Source organism: Halostagnicola bangensis (assembly GCF_054653435.1).
Window position 1 is genome coordinate 195751 of record NZ_BAAIGG010000001.1, and the last position, 24736, is coordinate 220486.

A 24736-nucleotide genomic window follows, 5' to 3' on the forward strand; every position below is an offset into this window, starting at 1 on the left:
ACTGTCCCGGTCAGTATGAGACGAGGGAGCTGGCACCATCGCTTGTGGGGCCCCTCGATTTCGATCCGGGTCGGCTCGCGGACTGATCGTTCGAGGGCGACGCTCGAGCGAGCCGGCGTTCGTCGAGGCGAGTGCTCCGTCATGCGATCGTTGACACGAGTGCGTTCGCGGTAGCAACTGAGACGCTTCACCGATGTCGACCGACAGTCGAAGTCGCCACGCTTGTCCATAGCGCCCCAATGGGCCGGGAGAAGGAAGTTCGTTCTTATTTAACTAAACTGTTAAATAAGAGCGCGACATCTATTCAACCGGATGGTTGAACGAACGCGGAACGATTCTGATCTCGACCCCGACCCCGATCTCGACGCAATCTTCGGGGCGCTGGCCCACCCCACACGACGAGCGCTCATCGAGCAACTGGCCGGCGGTCCCGAGAGCGTCGGTGAGCTAGCGGAACCCCACGAGATGTCCCTGGCGGCGGTATCGAAGCACTTGCAGGTACTGGAGGATGCGGACCTCATCGACGTCGAGAAGGACGGCCGCGTGCGCCGATGTCACCTGGACGCCGCGCCGCTTTCCAACGCCTTCGGCTGGCTGACTCGGTACCGCGTGTTCTGGGAGGATCGGTTCGACGCGCTCGCAGACCATCTGGAGACAGAAAGCCAATGACAGAAACCGAACCGGTCGACGAGGCGGCAGACGAATCCGACGACTTCGAACCGAGCGAGTACGACCTGACCATCGAGCGAACGTTCGACGCGCCGCGCGAACGAGTCTGGGAGGCGTGGACCGATCCCGAACAGGTGGCACAGTGGTGGGGTCCGAAGGGATTTACGGTCCCTCGTTGCGAGACGGACGTACGACCGGGTGGCTCCTTCAGCATCGACATGGAAGCCCCAGACGGCACGATCTATCCGGACGAGGGAATCTTCCACGAGGTGAAAGAACCAGAACGACTCGTCGCCACCAGTCGTGCCTTCGAGGACGACGACGGCGATTTCCAGCTCGAGGTTCGCCAGACCGTGACGTTCGCCGACCGTGACGGCAGGACCGAACTCACGCTGGAGGCGGAAGTCCGGACGGCGACACCCGAAGTAGCCGATGCGCTCGACGGGATGGAACTGGGCTGGAGCCAGAGCTTCGATAAGCTCGAGACGTACGTCGGTCGATCGGCGGGTGATGCGGAGTGATAGCCGTGAGTGCGAGCATATCGATGTTGCTGGACGGATACGTCGCCGGACCCCACGACAGTCCCGACAATCCGCTCGGCGACGACGGTGGCCGCCTTCACGAGTAGATATACGACCTGGAGAGCTGGCGTGAGCGACACGGTCTCGACGGCGGGAAGACGAACGGAGACGACGAAATAATCGAGGAGTTAACCGAAAACGTCGGCGCGGTCGTGATGGGTCGGCGAATGTTCATTGACATCCTCGCCCTTCAGGGCGGGGAGGATGTCAAGGAACCGCTTCGCGTCAGAAGTCCCAGGAAGCGACTGTTCACCAAACCGATCCCACTCGAGACGATCCGCTTGCAGGGATCGCCCTTTCGTTCGGATCTGTTCCGAGCGACGATTCAAATCCGACCGGCGGACGCGTTCATGGACGCTTGCACCCCTCGAGGAACTCGCGAATTCGTGCGGTGACGTCCGCTCGACCGTCCGTGGAGAAAATGTGTCTCTCATCCGGAAGCGTCTCGAGGCGTGACAGCGAGCGAATGCGCTCGCGCGCTCGAGGCGCGATCGCTTCGGGCGGAAAGAAGGGGTCCTCCTCGCCCAGATAGAGCGCGACGGGCGCGGTGAAGTCCTCGAGCTCCGCCGCAGTACTGTTGGGCAGCTTGCGTTCCAGTTCGACGTATCGGAGCGAGGCCGCGATAGTCGCCCGCGAGAGGTCGTCCGAATCGGCGTCGGTGACGAGCGCGGCGACGACTCGGTCGAGCACCCACTCCCGCGGGAGGTACCGGTACAGGACGCTCTGGACTCCGATCCGGAGTAACGATCTGACGGGTCCGGTCCCGAAACCGGCCGGGACCACCAGCGCCGCGCTGTCGATGCGATCCGGAGAGAACGCCGCCGTCCGGACGATGATCCCCGCGCCGTAGGACGTGCCGATCATCGGTGCGGACTCGACGTCGAAAGCGTCCATCACGTCGACGACCCATTTCCCGTACTCGGCACCGCTCGGATCGAGGCGCGTCTCCGCGCTCTTTCCGGGGTGTCCGACGGTGTCGGGCGCGACCAGGCGATACTCGTCCGCGAGGGCGGTGTACCAGGCGAGTGTCATCGGATTCGTCGCGTTCCCGCCGTGGAACACGAAGATCGGCTGCGCGCCTTCCGGTCCCGCGAGCAGGACGTGCGTCGGCCCGTAGCGCGTTTCGACGATTCGCTCGTCTACGTCCACCTCGAGGCGATCGACGGCCGTATCGTAGCACCGCTCGAGAGCCCGCCGTCCCGCCGCCGACCGGTAGATGGACATGGATGTGGGTTATTTGCCCACCCACTCATACCCGTCGGCGCGATCTCGAACCTATCAGCTTTGACCCACGTCTCAACCACTCGCTCCAATCCGTCGCGAAACATGGGATACCGTGGCGTCCAGTCGAAGACCGTGCGGAACCGGTCGTTCGTCGTCTCCACCGGATGCGAGAGCAGGCGGACGATTCACCCGTTACTACGTACGTATTATACGATTCCAACGTTTTCGGTACTCGAGAATAGCTCGGTCGTATCCGGGCTTTCACAATCGTTTGGAACTGCGCTACGTTTCATCTAGCATCGCCAGATACTCCCAAAATCTCATTCGTGGCGAGCTCTTTTGAGCCGCTCTGGTGCCGTATCGAATACGAGTTTAGCCGGTACGAAGCGTTCCGACCACGAATATCGCTTCACAATCTATTAAAACAATATTCCCATATTTAGTACGCATACCGTCGGTGATATTGGCGAACTAGTGAACGAACCGTCGATGGCCTGTCGACGAATGTCGGTTCGACGCCGGCGTCGGTTCCGACGCTCGTCCGGAGGTATCGATGCGTACGACATCGAAATTCGCCCCCGATCTATCGGCGGTTGCTCGGTGAAACAAGAGCGGACTGTCGAACATCTCTCAACCGTCGCCGAAGCCCGGTGAGCAGGATGAGCTCCGCGACGAACTCGGAAAGCGACGAGGGATGGGACACTCGGACTCTGCACCAACCATCCCAACAATTGCCGGGTTGTTCCCTAAAACGGAGCTTTCTCGGAGTACATCCCGAATAATGAACTCTCGGTAGTACGACTGGACGCGTCCGATGGGAACGGTACCTAAAACCCGTAATCGTTTCTCTAACAGATCACTTCCGTGACCACCTCTTTGACCCGTGAGGTGAGTTGGTGACGGTGATCGGTGACAGTCCTGATCAACTCAGCAAAGAAATGAGAACTTATTTTTGATGAATGCTGTCCTTTGCAGTCCCTTGTCTTGGTCGATTAATCTATCGCGACTCGGCGTCCGACCGCTCGAGGTCGTCGGTCATATTCGTAAGGAGGCGTTCGAGTTCGCTCCGACGAATGCTGGTCCCGAGCCAGTTCTTTATGAACGAGAACGTGCCACCAAACGTGAACTCGGACCTGACCGTGACTCGAGTCCGGTCATCGCCCTCGACCGTGATTTCCGTACGCATTTCCTCGAACGGTCCGGTCTCTCCGACCTGCGTGTAACGATAGCCGTCGTCAAGTTCGGTAAATTCGAGCACTAATTGAAGGGTGTCTCCGGTGACAGTCAGTACCGTCTTCGAATTCGATTCGTCGACCGATTGGATCGCGTAGGTGTTGGCATATTCGACGATCGACGTCGGAGAGAGTTCTCGTTCGACGGTTTCGAGAGGAGCATCGAGTTCAGTCGAGAGTTCAACCGTTTTCATTGAGTGCGGATTTGATTGCCACTGTAATATATCTGGCACTCGGTGGATGTGAACGCGTTTTTCACTGTACCTTGTTTGTCTATGTCCTACGTATGATCCGATTTTACGAATTCGGTGACGAATCGACCCCCAAACTCGAGGAAACCGATAGAATGGTGCCCGCTACTCGAGAGGCGTTCGCTGCGGTCGAATCGGCATCATCGTACAAGGGGGTTCGGTAACGCTCTGGCCGGAAACGAGTCTGGCGGCGATGATAGAGGCCCCAAAGACACGGGAACGGGGGATATCTTCGGGAGGAATCAGAAAAGCGGTGATCGATGGAGATTGAGACGAGGCGATGATCGGGGCGAAGTGGTGATCGATGGAGATTGAGACGAGGCGATGATCGGGGCGAAGTGGTGATCGATGGAGATTGAGACGAGGCGATGACCGAGACGGAATGGTGATCGGACCGGAAATTCGAACCCGGTCACGTTTCGTTCGAACTGAGTAACATTCGCCTCTCCTCGTTGTCCGTTTGAAACGTCGTTTCGAGTATCGTGTTTGTGCGGGATGCGTTCGCCCCACCATAATTTTATTATCTTTTGTTATGTATGGGTGTGTGGGATGATTACAATTGCCATTAGAGGGACGAGTTTACCAGGGTCGCATACTAGTAGAGTCACAACCGAGTCGATACGAGACAGTGGACGGGTGACGGTCAGATGGTGGTAGATGTAATCGCTGCATCGTTACCGCTCATGATCGTTGCCGTGCTCATTGTCGGATTTTTGTGGCCGGCGACGCGAGCAATGCCGATCGCCTGGCTAGCGGCGCTTATCATCGGGTACGTCATGTGGAACAATCCGCCGGAGTATCTCGCCGCGGCGTCGATAGTGGGGGTGATGACCGCCCTCGAAATCCTCTGGATCGTCTTCGGCGCGCTCGTCCTGCTTTATACGTTGATGCAGGTCGGTGCGTTCGATCGGATCAACAGGGGGTTTACCGCAATTTCGGACGACAGGCGCGTTCAGATCGTTCTCCTCGGCTTTCTACTCGCGACGTTCATCGAAGGGGCTGCGGGCTTCGGGACGCCGGCAGCAGTCGTCGCTCCGCTGTTGCTCGCTCTCGGATTCCCCGCGCTCGCAGCCGTGCTCGCGGCGCTAATCGGCCACATCATCGCCGTAACCTACGGTGCAGTCGGGACGCCCATCATCGTCGGAATTCAAGATCCGCTCGCGAGCGTCTCTTTCACCCGGGAGGCGATTCAATCGGAGGGGATGTCCGTTTCCGAATACTCGGTCGAAGTCGCCGCGTGGGCCGCAACCTACCACGCGCTGGTCGGGTTCGTCATGCCGCTTTTCGCGGTGGCGATGGTCGTCTACTTCTTTAGCCCGAAAGGAGAGCGATCGATCAAGCCAGCCCTGTCGGTTTGGCCGCTGTGTTTGTTCGCCGGCGTCGCCTTCACGGTCCCCTATTGGCTGTCGGCGTGGTTCCTCACGGCGGAGTTCCCCTCGTTGATCGGCGCGATGGTCGGCGCGGCTATCGTCGTTCCGACGCTTAGAGCGGGATACTTCCTCCCCGAGGACGAATGGGACTTCCCGCCTCGAGCAGAGTGGCCGGATCACTGGGTCGGAACGATCGAGCCGGGGTCAAACGGCAGCGAGGCTGCGGAAGCTGCACAGGCATCCAGCGGCGGTCGATCGATGTCGTTGTTCAAGGCCTGGTCACCGTACGTCTTTCTCGTCCTGTTGCTCGTCGTTACCCGTGTGATCGAACCGATTTCGGAGTTTCTCACCAGTTCGCTGTTCGTCCTCGAGTGGACGGACATCCTGGGAACGCCCCATGAAGCCGGTATCGAATGGGGATTCGCACCGGGGATGTGGTTGCTCGCGAGCGCGATCATCGCGATCCCGCTGTTCAGGATGAACGGGACCGAAGTGAAAAACGCGTGGCGCGAGGCCGGGGAGAAGATCGTTTCTCCGCTGATCGCGCTCGTGTTCGTCATCGCGATGGTCCAGGTCATGCTCCTCTCCGGTGAGGCACCGAACGCTCCGGATGTCGGGAGCATGATCGAAGTGCTCGCCGTCGCAACCGCGAACGTGTTCGGACCGGTCTATCCGGCTATTGCGCCGCTGATCGGCGCGCTCGCCGCGGCGATGACGGGATCGAACACGGCGTCGAACATCACGTTCGGCGCGTTCCAGTTCGAAGCCGCGTCGGAACTCGGATTGCCGACGCAGATCATCGTCGGTGCGCAGGCGGTCGGCGGCGCGATCGGTAACCTCGTCGCGATCCACAACATAATCGCGGCCCTCGCGACCGTCGGCCTCGTCGGCGAGGAAGGGCGCATCATGCGACTGAACCTGATCCCGCTGGCGTATTACGCCGTGTTCGTCGGCTTCTGGGTGATGCTCTTCGTCTACGTCATGCCCGACGTGTTCCCGGAGGTGTTCGACGTCTTCTAGTCGACACGCCCCGTCTCGAGCGAATGGCCGAGTTTCAACTCCTCTTTCGGAAACGACTGGTGGATTGTTCCGGGGCGGTGCTGTCGGCGGATAGAGCCCGATAACACGGGCTAAGACGACGGAAGTAGCTCGTTGACTTTCTCGATCGGATGCGGCGGGGTCTCGGCTGCTTCTCGGTCGCCGATCTGGCTTCGACACGATCCGCCGGGTGCCACGGGGGTCCCGTCGCTCGAGTCGAGTTTCTCGAAGAGTCGTTCGCCGATCGCCTTCGAGAGATCGTAGTGTTCGGCCTCGTAGCCGAACGAGCCGGCCATTCCACAGCAGGTCGAGTCGATCGGATCGACAGCGTAACCGGATCGACGCAGAACGCCGACGGCGTGGTGATCCCGGCCGGTCGCTTTCTGGTGACAGTGTCCGTGGTAGGCGAGCGTTTCGTCCGTCTCCTCGAGCGGTAACGCCTCAGTGAGGCGGTATGTGTCCATGTACTCGGCGATGCCGTACGAGTGCGAAGCGACCGTCTCCGCTTTCTGGGTGGTCACTAAATCGAGATACTCGTCCTGGAACGCCACGGCGTCGGACGGTTCGAGGGTGACGATCTCGTAGCCGTCGTCGATGTACTCGCCGAACCGCTCGATGTTCGATCGCGCCCGCTCCTCGGCGGCGTCTAGCAGCCCGACCGAATACGCCGCTCGACCGCTCGGCCCGAGGTCGTCCGGGATTTCGACGTGAACATTCGCGGATTCCAACACGCGGACGGCGGCTTTTCCCGGAACGGGGTAGTTGTAGTTCGTGTACGTGTCGGGAAACAGTATCACCTTCCGATCGGCCTCGTCCGGATCGACTCGAGAGCCGCGAGCCTCGAACCAATCCTGCAGTGATTCTCGCTCGAACGGGGGGAGTTTCCGTTCCGCGGAGATTCCGGCCACTTTCTCCATCACGAGGCGAGCTCCCGGCAGGCGTTGGCCGACGTTGGACAGGGGCGCGAGCGCGCTGCCGACTCTCGAGAGCGTGTCGATGTTCGCAAACAGCCGCTCGCGCAGACTGACTCCCTGCCGTTCGTGGTACTGGTGTTTCGTTTCGGCCTTGAGCTTCGCCAGATCGACGCCGGTCGGGCAGTCGCTCTTACAGCCCTTACAACCGACACAGAGGTCGAGGACCTCCTCCTGAAAGCGCTTTGAGTACATCTCCTCTTCGGGAATCTCGCCTGAGATGGCCGCTCGAAGCATGTTAGCGCGACCGCGCGTCGTCGCGATTTCGTCTTTCATCCCCCGGTAGGTCGGGCACATCACGTCGTCGGTTTGTCGACAGGTTCCACAGCCGTTACAGAGTTCGACCAGTTGCGCGAACCCGCCCTCCTCGGAGAAGTCGAGTTTTGTCTGGGGTTCGATAGCGGTGTATCCCTCGCCGTACCGGAGGTTCTCCCGCATGTCCGTCGGGTCTTCGTCTGTGTAGACGACCTTCCCGGGATTCATCCGCCACTCCGGATCGAAAACCGATTTGAGCGCTTGAAACGCGTCCCAGAGCTCCTCGCCGTACATCTTGGGGTTGAACGCGGTGCGGGCGAGTCCGTCGCCGTGTTCCCCGGAGAACGACCCGCCGTGGTCCAGAACGAGGTCGGTCACGTCTTCGGTGATCGACTGCATGGTCTGGATGCCGTCGTCGTCTTTCAGGTTGAGGATCGGACGGATGTGTAACGTCCCGCTTCCCGCGTGAGCGAAGTACGCGGCGGAGGTGTCGTGATCCGCCAGGACGTCCATGAACTTCCCCACGTACTCGGCGAGTTCCTCGGGCGGAACCGTCGCGTCCTCGATGAACGGGTACGGCTTTGGGTCTCCCTCGAGACTCATCAACAGCGGGATAGCCGCTTTCCGAAGCTTCCAGAGCTTTGTCTGGTCTTTCTCGGTGTAGGCTTCGATCGCTTCGAAGGCGTCCCCGTCGTCGACGAAATGGGCGTTCGTCCGTTCGATCGCCTCCTCGAGGTCGTCGAAGAGTTCGGAGTCGAATTCCAGCATCAGCGCTGCTTTCGCGTCGTTCGGGATCGGTTCCTCGTACCGAGAGAACTGCTCGGATTCTCGGGCCAGTCTGAACACTTCGCTGTCCATCAACTCGACCGCACTGGGATCGAACTCGAGCGCTTCGGGTACCGCCTCGAGCGCGTCGAGGAGGTCCTCGAAACAGTAGAGGACGAGCGAGGTTTCCTCGGGGAGCGTCACGAGGCTGATCTTCGCCTCGACCACGATTCCGAGGGTGGACTCCGCGCCGACGAGTAGTTTCGAGAGGTTGAGCACTCGATCCCCGTCGGCGTTCTCGTAGAGCACCTTGTTGAGGTTGTAACCGGAGACGGTTCGCTTGAGATCCGGGTACCTCGACTCTATTTCGTCGGCGTTGTCCTCCACCAGCGAACGGACGGTCCGGTATATTTCTGCTTCGCGGTCGTCCCTCGAGACGATCTCGTCCCACTCCTCGGAATCGAGGACGACTTCGCGCGTGTGAATAAGCGATCCATCCGCGAGGACGACTTTTAACTCCTCGGTGTAGGCGTCGGTGATTCCGTACCGAACCGAGTGTGCGCCGGTCGAGTTGTTCCCGATCCCGCCCCCGATCGTCGCGCGGTTCGACGAGGCTGGATCCGGGGCGAATTTCAATCCGTACTCTTCCGCCGCGTCGTCGAAGTGATCCTGAACGACACCCGGTTGAACGCGCGCTCGTCGGCGGTCCTCGTCGATCTCTAGAATTTCGTCCATATAGACCGTCGTATCGAGGACGACACAGCCAGGGCCGACCGCCTGTCCACCGAGCGACGAGCCGGCACCCCGAGCGATGACCGGCACGTCATGGTCGGCCGCGACGCGGACCGCGTTTCGGACGTCGTCACTGTCGCGGGGGAAAACGGCACCCGCTGGGCGGGCCTGATAGACGCTCCCGTCGGTCGAATAGAGTACTTGCGCGTACTCGTCGAATCGCACCTCGCCGCTGACAACCGAACGAAGGTCGTCGGCGAGCGCGGCGTAGTCGCTCACATCACTGTACTCGTGTCCGAGTTCGTCACGAAACTCCTCGTAGTTGCCGAGGTCACCGTGTGGCTTCTTGACGGCCATCAGTTTTCATTGTGTTACCGATTATCATAAATCCATGCATGACACTATTTGGCACGAATCTGTCGGGTTCGAAGCGCTTGTTGATAGCCGTGTACACCGGTAACACTGTTATGTCGCGAGCGAACACTCCAGTCGGATAACCAGAGAATTTAATAGGGTAGTCATCAGGTCAAACGGTATGGAGCTTATCCATATCAACGTCAACGTCGCTGACGCGGACGAAACCATCGAGTTCTACGAACAGTTCGGCTTCGAGGAGAGCTGGGAGTTCGAAACGCCTGATGGCGAAACGCAGAACAGGTACATCGCGGACGCGAACGGTATCGAACTGCAACTCTCGGACACCGACGGGGAGGATTCGTTCGAACGGGGAACGGAGTGGGACCACCTCGCTATCGGCGTCGACGACGTCGATGAAGTCTTCGAGTCTATTGATCACTACGGTGTCGTGGAGGAACCCGGTGATCAGCCAGCAGCCGGCGCTCGAACGGCGTTCGTTTCCGATCCCGACGGCCGAACGGTCGAACTCGTGGAACCGCTCGAGTAACTGACCGTCGCGGAGCGGGTAAAATCGAAGTCAGTTTTCGACGGTGATCGGTGAGATTCGATTGTCGCGGCGATTGTGGCCGGTAGAGGATTGGACCGTGACCGTCAGAGGATATTCGCGGCGGTGGCGGTTTCGACGATCTCTTTGGCCATTTTGTTGGTAGCCTCGTCGACCATCTGTCCGTCGACCTTTACGGCACCTCTCCCTTCGTCCATCGCCTCGGCGTAGGCATCGACGATGCGCTGTGCGCGTTCAGCCACGTCCGGATCGGGGGCGAAGACCTCGTTTCCGATTTCGATCTGACTCGGGTGGATCGCCCACTTGCCGTCACAACCGAGCATGTTCGCACGTTCGGCGGATTGACGGAAGCCTTCATCGTCTTCGATGTCCGCGTACGGGCCGTCAAGACACGGGAGTCCGGCGCTTTTCGCCGCGGCGTTGATGTGCGAGAGGGCGTGGTGCCAGTAGTGGCCCGGATACTCGGGAAACTGTCCGATGTCGAGCCCCGGTGTTCCCATCGCCGCCGAGTAATCGCCCGGACCGAAGATCACGCTCGAGAGCCGGTCTGAAGCGTGGGCGATTTCGTGAACGTTGTGTATCCCCTCGCCGTCTTCGATCTGTGGCTCGAGTCCGATTTCGCCGACCTCGAGGCCGTTGTTCCGTTCGACCTGGACCAGCAGATTCTCGACGGTGTGGATGTCGCTCGCGCTTTTGACCTTCGGGACGATGATGTCGTCGATGTTTTCTCCAGCCCCACTCACGACCTCGATGACGTCGTCGTACCACCACTGCGTATCGATACCGTTGATTCGATACGACAGGACCGTGGTACCCCAATCATGTTCGTTCGCGGCGTTGATGAGCGGATCCCGGGTCTCGGCCTTCTCGTTGGGTGCTACCGAATCCTCGAGGTCGAGGAATACCTCGTCGGCATTACTTGAAGCCGCGCTCTCCATCATTTTCACGTCGCTCGCTGGCGTCGCCAGCTGCGTTCGTCGAAGTGTTAACTCGGACATTATCGAATTACCATCTAAGTAAGTGACGTGATATCTATTAAAAGTATCTTTTCGCTCTATTTTTTATTCCGTGATTTTTGAAGTTGAAGCGACTCTTCTTGGTCCTGTCCATCGGACGAGGGGGAAACGGTCTGCTCATTGTTCCCTATTCCAGAACAGATTGGAACCCATTAAAAGGACCACACTACTTACAGCTGTACCTTTGTAAAATATCTGGCCTTCGGCGTTTCTCGAAATCGACAGTATTCGCGGCGCAGTCTGCATCTTAGACGACATGATGCACGATAGGATCGACCCCGTTAGATCGTTCTCTATATGAGAATAATAGCTAACAGTAACGAGGCGTATTCGATTTCCCTTCTCTAATTCGAGCATCGGTACCCCAAATCAAATCGCTTGACTGACCGACGAACTCCGATTTGTTTTCAATAATAGAACAAGATTTATTGATCTGCAAATAATCTACCTTGTGTATGGGAGAACCGGCCAAACACCCCGTCCAAACGACCAAGAAATCATTAATCATTATTGAAACACTCAACCGGATCGGTGGGACACGCGTTACCTCGTTGGCCAATGAACTCGATATGGGAAAAAGCGCCGTTCACAACCATCTCAGTACGCTCGAGGAGCACGGGTACGTTGTCAAGCAGGGGAACAGGTACTGTCTCAGCCTCAAATTTCTCGACATCGGATGTCAAATCCGAAGCGAGATGGACGTTTACAAGGTTGCCAGGCCGAAAATTACGGAGTTAGCCGACGAGTCAGGTGAGCTGGTCCACCTCGTCGTCGAAGAAGACGGAAAAGGCGTCTATCTGAGTCGAGCGCAGGGTAAACAGGCCGTCGACCTCGATACGTACATCGGCTGTCGGCACCACATGCACAGCTCGGCGTTCGGAAAGGCGATACTCTCACACTACGCCACCGAGCGCGTCAACGAAATCATCGACCAACACGGACTCCCCTCCGTGACACCACAAACGATAACGTCTCGAGACGAACTCTTCGAGGAATTAGACCGAACGTCCGAACGCGGGTTTGCCGTCGACAACGAAGAACGTCTCGAAGGGCTTCGCTGTATTGCTGTTCCGATCCGGTTCACCCCGGAGACGATTGGAGCGATTAGCATTTCGGCACCTACCGCACGCATCGACGACGAGTGGGAGACGAACGAGATCGTCGATCAACTTTGCCGAACGGCGAACGTTATCGAACTCAACAAGTACAATGTGTGAGCATTCTATAAGGTATCCATCGTAGATCGGGAGCCGACGATGGGGTCGCTCGCCGTCGTGTTGTGTCTCCTCGTTGGAAACCCAACCGAGCGCCTGCGGTCTTCCCGTCATCGTTCCGACGCCGGGATGACCAAAGCTGGTCGCTGGTCCACCCGGTGCGCTGGGGAGCAGGGTTCGGTCTTCCATCGCACGTTTTCGATACGAAACGACAACGATTCAGAGGTATCATTGTAGGCGGTGAAAAACCGCCGAGGCTGGGAAGATGAACGATTCGATTCAGACCTTGGAACGGCGAACGATGGGCTGGAACTGGGAGTGCCGATGCTTCGGTTCCTTTCTTTAGCCACTCGAACCCGTCCTCGCCCCTCTCTTCCGGGTTTCGGAAATCTGGTTCCAACCTCAGATAGTGACATGTAGAACCAGAAAGCCGGTCGAACGCTTCCCACGGCTTTGCCGTTCGCCTATCGTCTCCGGTCGTGTTCAGATCAGCAGGTTCGATCAAAACAAGCCCGACAACTGAATCAAAGTTTCTGACCTGCCGTCCCCGCATACAATTGAAAATAGTCTCCTTTCCACCATTTACTATCTCACATATATGACGCCGTTTGAGTTTCTGTATTGTTCATTTCTGAAATGGTAGAATGTCATTGGTTGATATAGTTTAGAAATAGTTCAAATAACAGATTGTATGGCGTCGTCGATATCGTGTTTCTCGTATAACTTCAAAAGGAACGAGATAGAAACATCTGCGATACTAGCTGCTATACTGCCTGTCTGGTGGACTTTTTCTATCAGATATGGAAATAAATGGACATCGATTACGGCTCATCGTCAGGTTATATAACTGTCTTATCAACTGGTGTGCGGGTTCGGATCCGAACAACGCCGTCCGTAGGGTATATTTGTCCATTCAGTTATGAGCTGACGACCGGTCGCGTTCAGCACCAACTGTCTGCTAATAAGGCAATATTAAAACATGATTATAACGAGATGATACTGAATTGTGGACCTCGTAAATGTCTCGGTGTTTCTTCTCGCGACAGAAGCCGACCTGATCGGTTTGGACGACGGTGCGCGTTTCGGATATAACCCGCCCAGAAAACGTAGCGCTTCACTTATCAAGCGTTCCTATCTGATTCGATAAATATCAGGTCTGTCCGTCGACCACCACCAGTTCGGATTTATACTCGGAAAGTTCGATCTCCTCGAGTGAAACTGGGTTCGGCCGGATCCGAGCCTTGAGCCGCGTTCGTACTTTCGAAGCCGCCTCGTCAACGATATCGGACGGTTCGCGCGATGTCTTCGGATCGATCACGATGTCGACGGGGATAGGCTCCTCGAAGTGGACCGTGTTCGGTTCGGGAAGTCGGACTCGTATGTGAGCCATCGTTCCCGGAACGTCGGAGATAACGTCCCGGACCGCCGATGGAAAGACGTTCATCCCCTTGTAAATGAGCATGTCGTCGACCCGGCCGATACACTGCATTTTTGGACTGGTGCGACCGCACGGACACGATGTTCCGGTAATCCTCGCGTAGTCTCCGGATCGGTATCGAAGCAGCGGCGTCGCCTCCCGGCCGAGCGGCGTATACACGAGTTCGCCTTCTGCACCCTGATCGAACGGGAGTACCTCATCCGTCTCTGGATCGACGAGTTCGACGTGGGCGTGTCCCTGTGCGCAGTAGTGCATTCCGTCTTCTTGCCGACATTCCGCCCACATACAGCCGATCACGTCACCGAGTCCCATGACCTCACGAACCAACGTCGCACTCCATCTGTCGTACAACGATTCTCGAATCTCCGGGTTGGCAATTCCAGGACCGCCGCCGCCGACGAGCTTCGTTACCGGCAACTCGTCGACACCGTGCTCGAGTAATTTGGGCGCATTTTCGGTGAGATATCGGAGGTGTGACGTCGTCGTGAACAACACGTCCCCGTCGAGATCAGCCGTCGTGGTGAGGAGTCGTTCGGTTGAGCCGCCGCCCGCTGGAACCACGTTCGCTCCCAACTCCGTCATCGCTTCGAAGTACGGGACACCCCCGGGGACCATCGTTTGACCGACGCCGAATATGACTGTCTCCTCGGGCCGAATACCGGCCGTGTAAAAGCACCGTTTGATAACCCCGTTCCAGTGGTTTCGATCTGATTCGGTAAGCCCGAAGTAGGTCGGTTTCCCCGTCGTTCCCGACGATGAGATCGTACGATTGAGGTCGTCGGTCGGAACGGCCTGATGGGTTCCCAGGGGTTGGCCCGGCGACGTATTCGTCTGATTTTGACGTTCGTCGTCTTTCGTCGTGAACGGGATTTCCCGGAATTCGCCGAGGGAGCTGATCGACGACGGATCGATATCCCACTCGTCGAACTTCGACCGGTAGTAGTCGGAATGCTTCTTCAGGTACCGAAGTTGTTCTTTCAGTCGCTCTTCGTGTCGCTGTTCGATTGTTTCCCAGGGTTTCGTTTCGATCGTGTCGATTGTCTCTGACATTATCTCCTCACGTAGTCTCTCGACGGGTATTCCGCCTTGTCTCTCGCATCTCTATCACTGTTGACTGTCGTGACTCCTCTGCCGGAGGTGCTCGTTCTCAGTCGCCTTCTCCCGGTTCCTCGGCGGAACCGGTCTCCGGTCTCACATTCGCATAACTGGCTCCTCCTTCTCGGCGTCCGGCCACCGGCCGTAGTGTGCCAATACCTCCTCCGGCGGTTGTTTTTCCTCCCATTCGTCTTCGAACTCGTCGAACGGGACCGCTTCCTCAAGGCGTTTTTCGCGATAGTTCTCGCGTCGTTTCTCGGTCGCTTCGTGATCGACGGTGAGCGATTCTTCGTCGTATTCGATCTCGTAGATGTTCTTTGCGGTCCAGTGGCTCACCCGATCGGCTTCGATGTCCTCCATAACGGCTTCGGGATCTCGCTCGAGGGCGTCCCCGTAACCGCATCCACCGCCAGAGAAGCCGACGAATAGATCGCCGTTCTCGTACGGCTTCGATTCGCGGACGTGGCTGGTGACGTTGTAATCGGCGTCCAGCGTCTGCTCTTGAAGGAGTTCGATGACGTCGTCGGGAACGTACTCCCCGTTTTTCATCCGCTCTTTGAGGTCGGAGTCGGTGATTGTCACACCCGGGATCGTTCGCGGCGCGTAGCCGCCGAACAGCCCCTGTCCGGTTACTAATTTGGAGTTGTGACAGATCGATAGCCACTCGACGGCGGGAACGTAATGAGTCATGTAACCGATTTGCATACCAATACCGCCGCGATGCTTTCCGTGCCCGCAGGAATCGGTTCCGTGACGGAAATACTGGTGAGTGAAGGGGTATTCGTTCTCGACGAACTCCATATTCGACGCGTGACCGAACGGACACCACGGGAAGATTGCCTCGTCCTCGCCATCGCGTCGGGCTTGTCCGCCCATTCCGTCGGTATTCAGGGCGTGGGACATTAAGTCCGCAACGGGCTCGCCGTGTTGGCTCACAGCGCCGAACGCGTATCCGGCTCCGGTATTTGACATCGGAGCCGTCACGTGTTCGTTACTGGTCTCGTCGTCGTACATCGACCGCGAGAACAACGTCGTCGTCGAATCCATGACGACCTGGTTGACCATCACGGCCTGGACGGTCGCCGCCTCCGGGTCCGGGTAGAGAACTGATCCTTTCGGGATGGTAAAGTCGATCAAGTCGTACGTTCCGTTGCTCTTTGGCAGATCGTGGAAGGGAACGCTGAACAGATAGTTTGCCGTGTGAGCGATGGATGCGACCGGCTGAGAGTTGAACGAGCCGTCGTTCTCGGGAGAGGTTCCCGTGTAGTCGATACAGATCTCGGGCCCCTCCTTTTCCATCGTCGCGTCGAGTCGCCAGAGTCCGTCTTCGTAGCCCACGGAGTCGGCGAAGTGGACCGTTCGGAAGGTCCCGTCGTTCCACTCCTCGACTCGTTTTTTCGCGCCTTCGCGCGCTTCCTCGATATTTCGCCGAATCAACCCCTTGAAAAAGTCCGCTCCCTTCTTGTCGATGATGAGTTCTTTGACTCGACGGCGGACTCGATCGCAGGTCGTCAGCCGAGCTCGAAGGTCTATCTCGTGCATTCGGGGTGCTCGCGAGATGAAGTTCTTTTGCATCTCTACCATGTCGCTTTTGAGCTGGTAGTTTTCGCCGATCTTGATCGGGGAGAGCTTCATCCCTTCGTCGTGGCGCGTTCGAGCCGAAATCGGCATTCCGCCGGGTTCGATCGCGCCGGTCTCCGTCGTGTGGACGGCCGCGGAAACCCACGCCATTATTTCGCCCTCGTGGAAGATGGGCATGAACGCGATCTGGTCGGGGTTGTGGATTCCGCCGTACAGCGCGTCGTTCGCGTAGAAGACGTCGCCGGGTTCGATACCGACGGTCGGATCGTCGGCGAAGTTGTTGATAATGTACTTCAGCGGCGGGATTCCCGTCACTACGTGTAGGTACGCCCCGGCGGCCGAGTCGATGAGATCGCCGTCGGACGTGTAGAGTCCGACTGCGAGGTCGCGAGCGGCGATAAACTGCGAGACGCCCGATCGAACGAACACGTCAATACCTTCGTCGAGGATGAGACGAAGGCGCTCCGAGTATATCTCGTAATCGCCGTGATCTAGTTCCTCCATGCAGGCGAGTTCGTCGTCGGCCGGTTCTTCGAGGTCGACCCAATCGATCAGTTGATCTCTGTTTACTGTCATTAGCTTCCTCCGTTGGTTTCAAGTATTCCGTTGCGGTAGTCGTCCAGTCGGTACGTCCATCCGTCGGGGACTGCTGTCGTGGTGTAATCCGCGTCGACGACCGCCGGTCCGTCAAGGTCCATTCCGGGACGCAGATCGTCGTACTCGAAGACCGGGGTCGACACTGCGCCGTCGGCGTCGGCCCAGAACACGTCACGCGTTCCGGCTTCCGCTGAAGACGGGTCAGCGTCGACCCTCTCGGCGGTCGGCAACTCGATGTCGGGACTGGCCACTCGAGCTCTCAGTGCGAAGTTTTCGACGGTTATCCCGTGGCTCGGCGTCGTCGAGTACGACGAGAACCGATCCGTGTACTCCTCGATGAAGTGATCGCAGATCGCTTCGACGTCCGCTTCGTCGGATAGCTCGACGACCGGCGACTGCACGCGAGCGACGTGAATCTGTCCGCCGAATCGCATGTCCAACTCGAGTTCGTACGTGATATCGTCCGGGTTGTACCCCTCGCTTTTGATGTCCTGGCGGCCTTTCGCCTGCAAATCCTCGACGACGGCGTTGAACCCTTCGTAGTCGGTGCTGTAATCGGGTACCTCGCCGGAGTCGCGAAGATACATCGAACGGGACTGCTCGTAGATGTGGAGCGTGTCCATCGTCGCCGACCCCATGGCACAGAATACGGGCGAGTACTGCGTCGTGACGATGGTATCGATGTCGAGGTACGACGAGAAGGAAGCGGCGTGTAACGGCCCTGCGCCGCCAAAGCTATAGAGAATGAACTCGCGGGGATCGTGTCCCCGAAGCATCGTCTCTTTGCGGACCGTGTTCCCCATGTTCCCGTCGGCGATTCGTCGAATGTTCTTGGCCGCTTCGACGGTATCCATGCTCGCCGGATCGCCGACGTGGGTCTGAATGGCTTCTTCGGCGCGGTCGACGGCCAATCGCTGGTTCCCCGCGTAGAACTTCTTCGGATCGATGTACCCGAGCACCACGTCCGCATCGGTCACCGTCGGCTTTGTTCCGCCCCGGTTGTAACAGGCCGGCCCCGGATCGGCACCGGCGCTCTCCGGACCGACTTCGATCCGGCGACCGAGTTCTTCGTTGACCGACGCGACGGAACCGCCGCCTGCGCCGATCGACTTCGATTCGATCATCGTTCCGGAGACGCGCCACCGATCGATAATCGGCTCGAACTCGTACGACTGGACGCCGCCCTGCGTGAGGATCCCGATATCGAAACTCGTTCCGCCCATGTCTGTGACGACGGCCTTCTCGTAATCGAGGAGGTCACAGAGGAACTCGCCGCCCTTCAACCCCGCAACCGGCCCGCCGTTGAACGTCTCGACGGCCGTCGTTTTGTACGATTCGGCCATCCCACCCGTGTTGTGGAGCATCTGTACGTCTCCCTCGTAGCCGTACGTCTCGAGGCGCTCTTTGATGTCGGCGATGTGCTCTTGCATCAACTCCGACAGGTAGGCGTCGAGTAGCGTCGTGTTGGTCCGCTCGTACTCCTGTTTGGTCGGCATCACCTCCGAGGAGAGAAACACGGGAATGCTTCCGAGATACGACGGCGGGTACTCTTCGCGGACGAGTTCCCGGACGCGCTGTTCGTGTTCTGGATACTCGTACGACCACAACAGATTGACGACGATCGCTCGAGCGCCGCTGTCGACGAGATCTCGAACCTGCTCTCGGGCGTGAGCTTCGTCGAGCGGCCGCAACACGTTCCCTTCGCTGTCGACGCGTTCTCTGATGCCGTTCGTTCGGGAGTCGGGAACGAGGTGTTCGGGTTTTTCAGCGGCTGAAATATTGCGTTGTTCGCTGTCGGTCAATCCGTCAGCCCACCGCGGCCCTCTGCCGATCTGCGGGTAATCTTGGATTCCTTCGGTCGTCAGGAGGCCGAGCTTTGGCCCCTTCCGTTCGATGAGGCGATTCATCGCGGTCGTCGTCGAGTACCGTATCGAATCGACGTTGCCGATGAGATCGTCGAGTTCGACAGCGAGCTGATCGGCACACTTCTCTATTCCACGGAAGAAACACTCCGACATGTCGTGTTCGGTCGTCGGCGTCTTCGCCGATACGGCTTCGCCCTCGTGAAGTGTAAAGCAGTCGGTAAACGTCCCGCCAGCGTCGATGTTGATTCGGGTTGTCATCGTTCCCCTCCGTATCGTTCGACGAGTTTGTCGACGTCAAGTTCGGTGTCGTGAGTGACCGGGTGACCGGGTGGGAGGTATTCGTTTTCGACCATCGTTCCACAACCCGGGCAGTAAAATTCGATGATCCGAACCCATTCGGGGTCCGGCGAGAAGTCGTACTCTTCGTCCTCGAGGATCGGCGGATGAACTTTCTCGGGATTACGTTCCCGAACCAGACAGCCGCGTTTGTAGTTCTTCTCGGCCGGTCCGATCGATTCTGTACACACCGTACATTGCCACTTTCGTTCCGAGAGGTCTATCTCGAGATACTCGGTAATTTGTTTCGTATTACTCATGTGTCAACACCTCCGAGCGGGAGGATTTCTGCGAACTGTGCTGTCGTGAATTCGTGTCTCCAATCATGGTTTCAATTATCCGATTTCTCCGTCGCACGGTACACCGTCTGTAATTTTCGCGGATGCGTATCGGCGGGCACCTCCCGGCCCGACGCGATGAACGCGTCGGTCGGAAGATCAGTGACCGTCTCCGCCATTGTCCGCTCGATTTCTCCGTCGTCGGCCTCGAGTAACGAGGGAGTGATCGCTCCGCCCACGCGGACATCCGGAAGCGCGTCTGCCGTCGCCCCCGGATCGGCGATATCGAGAAACACCGCGTCGGTCGCGGTAGCGTCGACGATCGATTCGACTGCGTCCGTCGGGTATCCGCCAGGGGAGAGACCGAGGACTGTCCCGAAGAACTCGCCGATGTTGTCGAGAACTTCGAGCACTTCCATGGCCGAGCTGACCGCATGATCGCCCCGTTCGTCGCCGTCTCGAGGCGGTGACTCGATGACGAGAAATCCGTCCACCCCGTTTCGGCCGAACGCCCGGGCGAGCTCTCCGGTTGCCGTTCGAATCGGTTTCATCCGTTCGTCGTCAGCCTGCGCCCGTTCGCCGAATACGGTCTCGAACGTCGTGTGCGGACCCGGCAGGACGCCGAAAACTGCGACGTCGTCCATACTGGTTGCCAGTCGGTCCGACGCTTCGAGTACAGTCGGTACGCGCCCCGAATCGGTAATTTCGTTCGGGTCCGCTACATCGTCCGTCGTCGACAAGTGATCCGTCGGAACGAACTGAGAGGCGGTCTCGTCCCACTCGGCGGACGCGCCCAGACCGTCGGCGACGAGCGTCGGATCCGGAACGACACACACTGCGTCGAGATCGAACAATCGCTGAGCTCGCTGTAACCCGTTAGCGAGTCTCGTCGGGTCCGAGAGGAACACGTCCGGCGGAACCTGATCGATCGAAGCCGCCAGTGTTCCGATGATGGGGATAAACGGCCGCTCGGCTGTGGGCCGTCCCCGTAGATACGCCACCGCGTTCGGCGCGGACCCACTCATCGTTTGATGATACCGTTCTCGTACTCGTCGATTCGGTACGTCCATTCTCGAGAGACGACGTACGTCGTATCTTCGGCTTCGACGATCGCTCGTCCGTCTACGACGTTCCCCGGGGCAAGCTCCTCACGCTGATAGATGTCGGTTTCAACCCAACCGTCGTCCGGCCAGTACGCTTCCCGGCTCCCCTTGTGGGCCGAACTCGGGTCGTCCCCCTGGAGCTCGTGAGACGCTAACTCTTCCGTCTCAACGGGACCGGTAGCAGTGAGCACCAGGGTCTCGAGTTCGATTTCGTCTCCCGGACCGGCGTCGAGGGCCTCGCCAATCGACTCGAGGTCCGAATCTGATTCGATCCGCGATGGGATGGAAACTTCCCGTAATTCGTTCCCTGCCCGCGCGAGGAGTTGGTGGTCGAGCGTGATCTCATCGGCTTCGAACCCTTCGCCGGCCATATCTTGCACGGCTTCGCTCTCGAGGCGTTCCGCCGCGTCGTTGAACCGTGCCTCGTCGACGCCTGCTTCGGTTGCCGTGATAGTCTCGCCGAACGCCTCCGTGTAGCGGTGTTCGACGTCGAGGGTCGCGCCACCGAAGGCGCTGAACTCTGCGGCCGACGGGGCCGTGATGATCCGGCGAACTCCGGCCTTCTCGGCGAACGAACAGCAGTGTGCGGGTCCGGCGCCACCGTAAGCGATGATCGTCACGTCGCCGGCGGCAACGCTTTGTTCTCGCAATTGTCGTTCGATGCTGTCGGCGATGTTTCGATCGACGTCCTGGCGGATCTGCAGTGCCGCCTCTGCGACGGAGATCTCGAGCGGGTCGGCAACCTCGCGCCTGATCGTCTCGTCGGCTCTCGACGCGTTGAGGTCTTGCTCGCCGCCAAGGAAGTAGTCGGGATCGATGTATCCGAGGGCAACGTCCGCGTCGGTCGTCGTCGGGTCGAATCCGCCGAGATCATAGCACGCCGGGCCCGGCTCAGCGCCGGCGCTCTCGGGTCCGACGGATACCGTCCCGTTTTCGACAGAGGCGATCGAACCGCCTCCGGCACCGGCCGTAGTGACGTCGATCATCGGAACGTGGACCGGGAGATCCGCCACTCGAGGACGGAGGTCCCTTTCGACTTCGCCGTCGACTATCGTTCCGAGGTCGATGCTTGTCCCGCCCATGTCTGTACTCATCACTGCGTCGAGATCGTATAGCTCCCGTAACGCTTCAGCACCGAGAACACCGGCTATCGGACCCGAATTGTACGTGTGAAGTGCAACAGTCTTGGAAACTCCTGCGACTCCGCCAGTGGATTGTCCGACGAGTAGCGGGTGCGAGTACCCGCTGTCGCGAATATCGTCCTCTGCCTTGTACAGCGACCTGGCCATCGGTCGGTGAATATAGGCGTTGATGAGTGCCGTGTACGTTCGCGTTCGGTATCCCGGGCGACTGGTCACCTCGTTAGCCGTTAATACCTGGTTCGGGCCGAGATAGTGTGGCGGATACTCTGTTTCGATAATGTGTCGGGCCTGCTCTTCGTTGCTGACGTTCGCAAACGAATTGTTGAAACTGACGACCAACAGCTTGGCCCCGCGGTTCATCAGTGCCTTCGCTGCGTTGCGGACGTCGTCGGTATCGACGGAGTCGACGACCTCGCCATCGATCGTCGTTTTCTCGCTGACGCCAACGACGAGTTCATCACGTGCGAGGAGCGAATCGCCGCTCTGCCCCATCTCTCCAACTACCTCGCTTTCTTCGCCTTCAGTAACGATGAGTCCAACCTGCGGCCCGGTTCGTTCGATGATCGTATTCGTACCGATCGTCGTAGAGAACCGGATTGTGTCCGTATTCACCAGAAACGCTTCCGGTGAGCGATCGAGTTTCTCGGCCGCCTTATCTATGCAGTTTCGAAAGCAGACCGTCAGGTCGTGGTCTGTCGTCGGTACCTTCACCGTCGTTGCGCCACCCGGGTAGGAGACGTATCCGTCGGTGAAGGTTCCGCCAGTGTCGATACTGACGTAGTATCTTTCCTCTGTTGCCATGCAAGCCAACATTCTCCAATAATCATTATAAACATTGCGCCAAATGACAACGTGTAATATGTTCTCATGCATCAAATAAAGTGCGGCTGTAGCACCGAGTTTTGATATATACGAATTTTGCATAGCAAGAAATGCTGTTCTACGAGATTCCCCGATGATTCTTTGGGATATTACAAACCTATCTCTGTAATTGGCTTCGGGCGGATGGCCACAAAATTTTGACGATTACAAAAACTCTCGTTTAGAGATCATGGACAAATAAGCAAGTCATCACTCCGTTCGTTCCCTAGAATGAATGTCAATTTCGATGGCGTTCGCAGTTTCGATCACTTTTGTTGGTATTTCGTTCATGAATATATCATCCGTCCAGCTTGCGGCAGGGCCAGATATACTAACGGTACCGAGCACACCGTCTTCGTCGTCTTTCCGAATTGGGGCCCCGACTGCCCGGACTCCCGGCATATGCTCCTGATCGTTACGTGCGTGCCCCTGTTCACGAACGTCTGCTAACTCCGCGAGTAGTTGGTCGCGATCGGTAATTGTATTCGACGTCCGCGGCGGCAGACCGTGGTCATCGAGGAGTTGGGCGACTTCGTCGTCGGGGAGGTGGGCAAGTATTGCTTTTCCGCCCGCGGTGCAGTGGACGTGATGCTGGAGTTTGCCGCGCTTTTTAGTATGAAAATCCAGTCCGATGGCCGCTTTTCCGTACACCTCCTCTAAGATTAGCAAGCGTTGCCTGTAGATGGTCATCAGGTGGACACAGCCGCCGACATCGTGTGCGAGTTCTTTGATGACGGTTTTTGAAGACTGATAGACCTCATTTTCGTTTCGTACCCGCACACCGAAGGGAATGAACATCGAACCGAGACGATACGTCGTCCCGTCCTGTTCGACGAAACCGTGATCTTTCCAGGAAGCGAGGTACGTGTGGATCGTCCCTGCGGAGATGTCAACTGAGGACTCGAGTTCCGAAATTGTCGACGGACCGTGTTGGCGCAGGTACTCGAGTATGTGAGACGATCGTTCCACGGATTTAATCTTCCGTCTCGAGTCGTTCGAACTCATTGGTCTATGTTAGTCATCATCATGCAAATAATTTGGCATTGTCAAAGGTCGAGTCAATCGCCTCGTTCACGGAATCCGTCGGGACGGTGGTCGTCTCGAGGGGCAACCGTCTCTCTGTTATCCTATCGACGCCAGCGTTTGAATCACCGTTCAGATTGGAACCGCTGAGAGTCTATTTGATACGTGATCAATTCCAAATTTCACGATATGGTAGTGTATAATTCCAACAATAACACTTTCAAAGTTTGCCCGATTGGAACCCACGAGTAGTGAGTACAGTCAGCTGATTTGTAAGAATGTAGAACGGCTTTTCGATGTCGATTCGATCGGACAGTTGAAGTAATCACCCAAATAATCCGGTAGAGGACTATTTACTGGTTGTTTCCGACGAGTTCAGAACGGTTTGGATTTCCTGTCGCTCGGTACACCTACGCAGAAAGGTGGCGACCGGATTAACCCCCGTTCAAATCATCCGATAGCAAGAATCAGCTCTGATCGTATTGTATTGTAATTGATAAACAATATCAATTGTGCGTATTATTGAACCCAATCTATCAAATTCTCCGTACACCGGATTCGTCGTAGCGGATTTCGAGTGCGTACTCGACCAGTGGACACGTACTCGATCACCGATGAAGGCGTTTTACCTCGGTCGCCCTAGGCTTTAGTTACCCAATCCTCTCTCACAAAACTCAAGTGAGTTGAACTCAGACTATCACACATCACCGATGAATGATGAACAAACCGGTGCTACCCAGGTATCGGACGGAGACGAGGAACTGACGGCGCAACTTTACGAAACTATCGAGGAGTTCGACTGTACTTCTGGAACGCTCCATCGGAAAGAAGGAGACAGCCTGAACCTCATCGCCCACAAAGGCATCCCGGAGTCCGTTCTTACGAGGACGAAAACGATCCCGATCGGCAAAGGGATGGCGGGGATTGCGGCGGAGCGCATGGAACCGGTGGAAGTCTGTAACTTACAAACGGACGACTCGGGCGTCGCTGAATCCCGTGCGCGAGACACTGGAATGGAGGGCTCTATCGCTGCGCCGATTATCAGTTCGGACGGCGAACTTGTCGGAACGATTGGGATTGCCAAACCCGACACATACGAATTTACGACTGCTGAACGCGAACAGTTGATGCAGATCGGCACGCAGATCGCAGACCGTCTGTAACTAGTGATTTGGGT

18 protein-coding genes are annotated in these 24736 nt (G+C 57.7%); 7 read left to right on the plus strand and 11 right to left on the minus strand.

Annotation, left to right across the window (positions count from 1 at the left end; genetic code table 11):
* Positions 1-312 precede the first annotated feature (312 nt).
* Together ACYQ14_RS00950 and ACYQ14_RS00955 are read left to right on the plus strand one after the other, a co-directional pair.
* On the plus strand, positions 313-669 hold the full coding sequence (locus ACYQ14_RS00950; RefSeq protein ID WP_459883893.1) for an ArsR/SmtB family transcription factor: 357 nt from the start codon (positions 313-315) through the stop codon (positions 667-669).
* A complete protein-coding gene (locus ACYQ14_RS00955; RefSeq protein WP_459883895.1) occupies positions 666-1190 on the plus strand; it encodes an SRPBCC family protein in 525 nt (174 codons plus the stop codon). Before ACYQ14_RS00950 ends, ACYQ14_RS00955 begins: the two co-directional genes overlap by 4 nt.
* Before the next feature lie 408 nt (positions 1191-1598).
* Here the strand turns inward: ACYQ14_RS00955 and ACYQ14_RS00960 are convergent, their stop codons facing one another.
* Both ACYQ14_RS00960 and ACYQ14_RS00965 read right to left on the minus strand, forming a co-directional pair.
* The gene (locus ACYQ14_RS00960; RefSeq protein WP_459883898.1) at positions 1599-2474 is read right to left on the minus strand and encodes an alpha/beta fold hydrolase; all 876 of its coding nucleotides are present in this window, start codon (positions 2472-2474) and stop codon (positions 1599-1601) included.
* A 997-nt stretch (positions 2475-3471) separates the two neighbouring features.
* Positions 3472-3900, minus strand: coding sequence for an SRPBCC family protein (locus tag ACYQ14_RS00965; protein WP_459883901.1), 429 nt, complete (start codon positions 3898-3900; stop codon positions 3472-3474).
* Between the two features lie 92 nt (positions 3901-3992).
* Between ACYQ14_RS00965 and ACYQ14_RS00970 the strand changes: the two genes are divergently transcribed.
* Together ACYQ14_RS00970 and ACYQ14_RS00975 are read left to right on the plus strand one after the other, a co-directional pair.
* Entirely contained in the window at positions 3993-4121 is a 129-nt protein-coding gene (locus ACYQ14_RS00970; protein WP_459883903.1) for a hypothetical protein, read from the plus strand.
* Positions 4122-4604: 483 nt separating this feature from the next.
* Positions 4605-6347, plus strand: coding sequence for an L-lactate permease (locus ACYQ14_RS00975; RefSeq protein WP_459883906.1), 1743 nt, complete (start codon positions 4605-4607; stop codon positions 6345-6347).
* Between the two features lie 110 nt (positions 6348-6457).
* On the opposite strand, the gene ACYQ14_RS00980 is transcribed toward ACYQ14_RS00975, so the two are convergent.
* A complete protein-coding gene (locus ACYQ14_RS00980) occupies positions 6458-9445 on the minus strand; it encodes an FAD-binding and (Fe-S)-binding domain-containing protein (protein WP_459883909.1) in 2988 nt (995 codons plus the stop codon).
* Positions 9446-9623: 178 nt separating this feature from the next.
* Here ACYQ14_RS00980 and ACYQ14_RS00985 point away from each other — a divergent pair, with 178 nt between their 5' ends.
* Complete coding sequence (locus ACYQ14_RS00985) at positions 9624-9992, plus strand: VOC family protein (protein ID WP_459883912.1); 369 nt, start codon at positions 9624-9626, stop codon at positions 9990-9992.
* A gap of 104 nt (positions 9993-10096) precedes the next feature.
* Here the strand turns inward: ACYQ14_RS00985 and ACYQ14_RS00990 are convergent, their stop codons facing one another.
* On the minus strand, positions 10097-11008 hold the full coding sequence (locus ACYQ14_RS00990; protein ID WP_459883915.1) for an HpcH/HpaI aldolase/citrate lyase family protein: 912 nt from the start codon (positions 11006-11008) through the stop codon (positions 10097-10099).
* Between the two features lie 473 nt (positions 11009-11481).
* On the opposite strand from ACYQ14_RS00990, the gene ACYQ14_RS00995 reads away from it, so the two are divergent.
* Positions 11482-12243, plus strand: a complete 762-nt coding sequence (locus ACYQ14_RS00995; protein ID WP_459883918.1) for an IclR family transcriptional regulator — start codon at positions 11482-11484, stop codon at positions 12241-12243.
* Positions 12244-13390: 1147 nt separating this feature from the next.
* Here ACYQ14_RS00995 and ACYQ14_RS01000 read toward each other — a convergent pair.
* The 7 genes from ACYQ14_RS01000 to ACYQ14_RS01030 form a co-directional block, all read right to left on the minus strand.
* Positions 13391-14728: a phenylacetate--CoA ligase family protein gene (locus ACYQ14_RS01000; protein WP_459883921.1), complete on the minus strand. Its 1338-nt coding sequence runs from the start codon at positions 14726-14728 to the stop codon at positions 13391-13393.
* A 141-nt stretch (positions 14729-14869) separates the two neighbouring features.
* Positions 14870-16930, minus strand: a complete 2061-nt coding sequence (locus tag ACYQ14_RS01005; protein WP_459883924.1) for a hydantoinase B/oxoprolinase family protein — start codon at positions 16928-16930, stop codon at positions 14870-14872.
* On the minus strand, positions 16930-19074 hold the full coding sequence (locus tag ACYQ14_RS01010; protein WP_459883927.1) for a hydantoinase/oxoprolinase family protein: 2145 nt from the start codon (positions 19072-19074) through the stop codon (positions 16930-16932). The genes ACYQ14_RS01005 and ACYQ14_RS01010 overlap by 1 nt, the downstream gene beginning before the upstream one ends.
* Entirely contained in the window at positions 19071-19412 is a 342-nt protein-coding gene (locus ACYQ14_RS01015) for an acetone carboxylase subunit gamma (RefSeq protein ID WP_459883930.1), read from the minus strand. The genes ACYQ14_RS01010 and ACYQ14_RS01015 overlap by 4 nt, the downstream gene beginning before the upstream one ends.
* 71 nt (positions 19413-19483) lie before the next feature.
* Positions 19484-20455, minus strand: a complete 972-nt coding sequence (locus ACYQ14_RS01020) for a uroporphyrinogen decarboxylase family protein (RefSeq protein WP_459883933.1) — start codon at positions 20453-20455, stop codon at positions 19484-19486.
* Complete coding sequence (locus ACYQ14_RS01025) at positions 20452-22476, minus strand: hydantoinase/oxoprolinase family protein (protein WP_459883936.1); 2025 nt, start codon at positions 22474-22476, stop codon at positions 20452-20454. Before ACYQ14_RS01025 ends, ACYQ14_RS01020 begins: the two co-directional genes overlap by 4 nt.
* Before the next feature lie 270 nt (positions 22477-22746).
* Complete coding sequence (locus ACYQ14_RS01030) at positions 22747-23541, minus strand: IclR family transcriptional regulator (protein WP_459883939.1); 795 nt, start codon at positions 23539-23541, stop codon at positions 22747-22749.
* Between the two features lie 728 nt (positions 23542-24269).
* Between ACYQ14_RS01030 and ACYQ14_RS01035 the strand changes: the two genes are divergently transcribed.
* Positions 24270-24722: a GAF domain-containing protein gene (locus ACYQ14_RS01035; protein WP_459883942.1), complete on the plus strand. Its 453-nt coding sequence runs from the start codon at positions 24270-24272 to the stop codon at positions 24720-24722.
* The last annotated feature ends 14 nt before the right edge of the window (positions 24723-24736 follow it).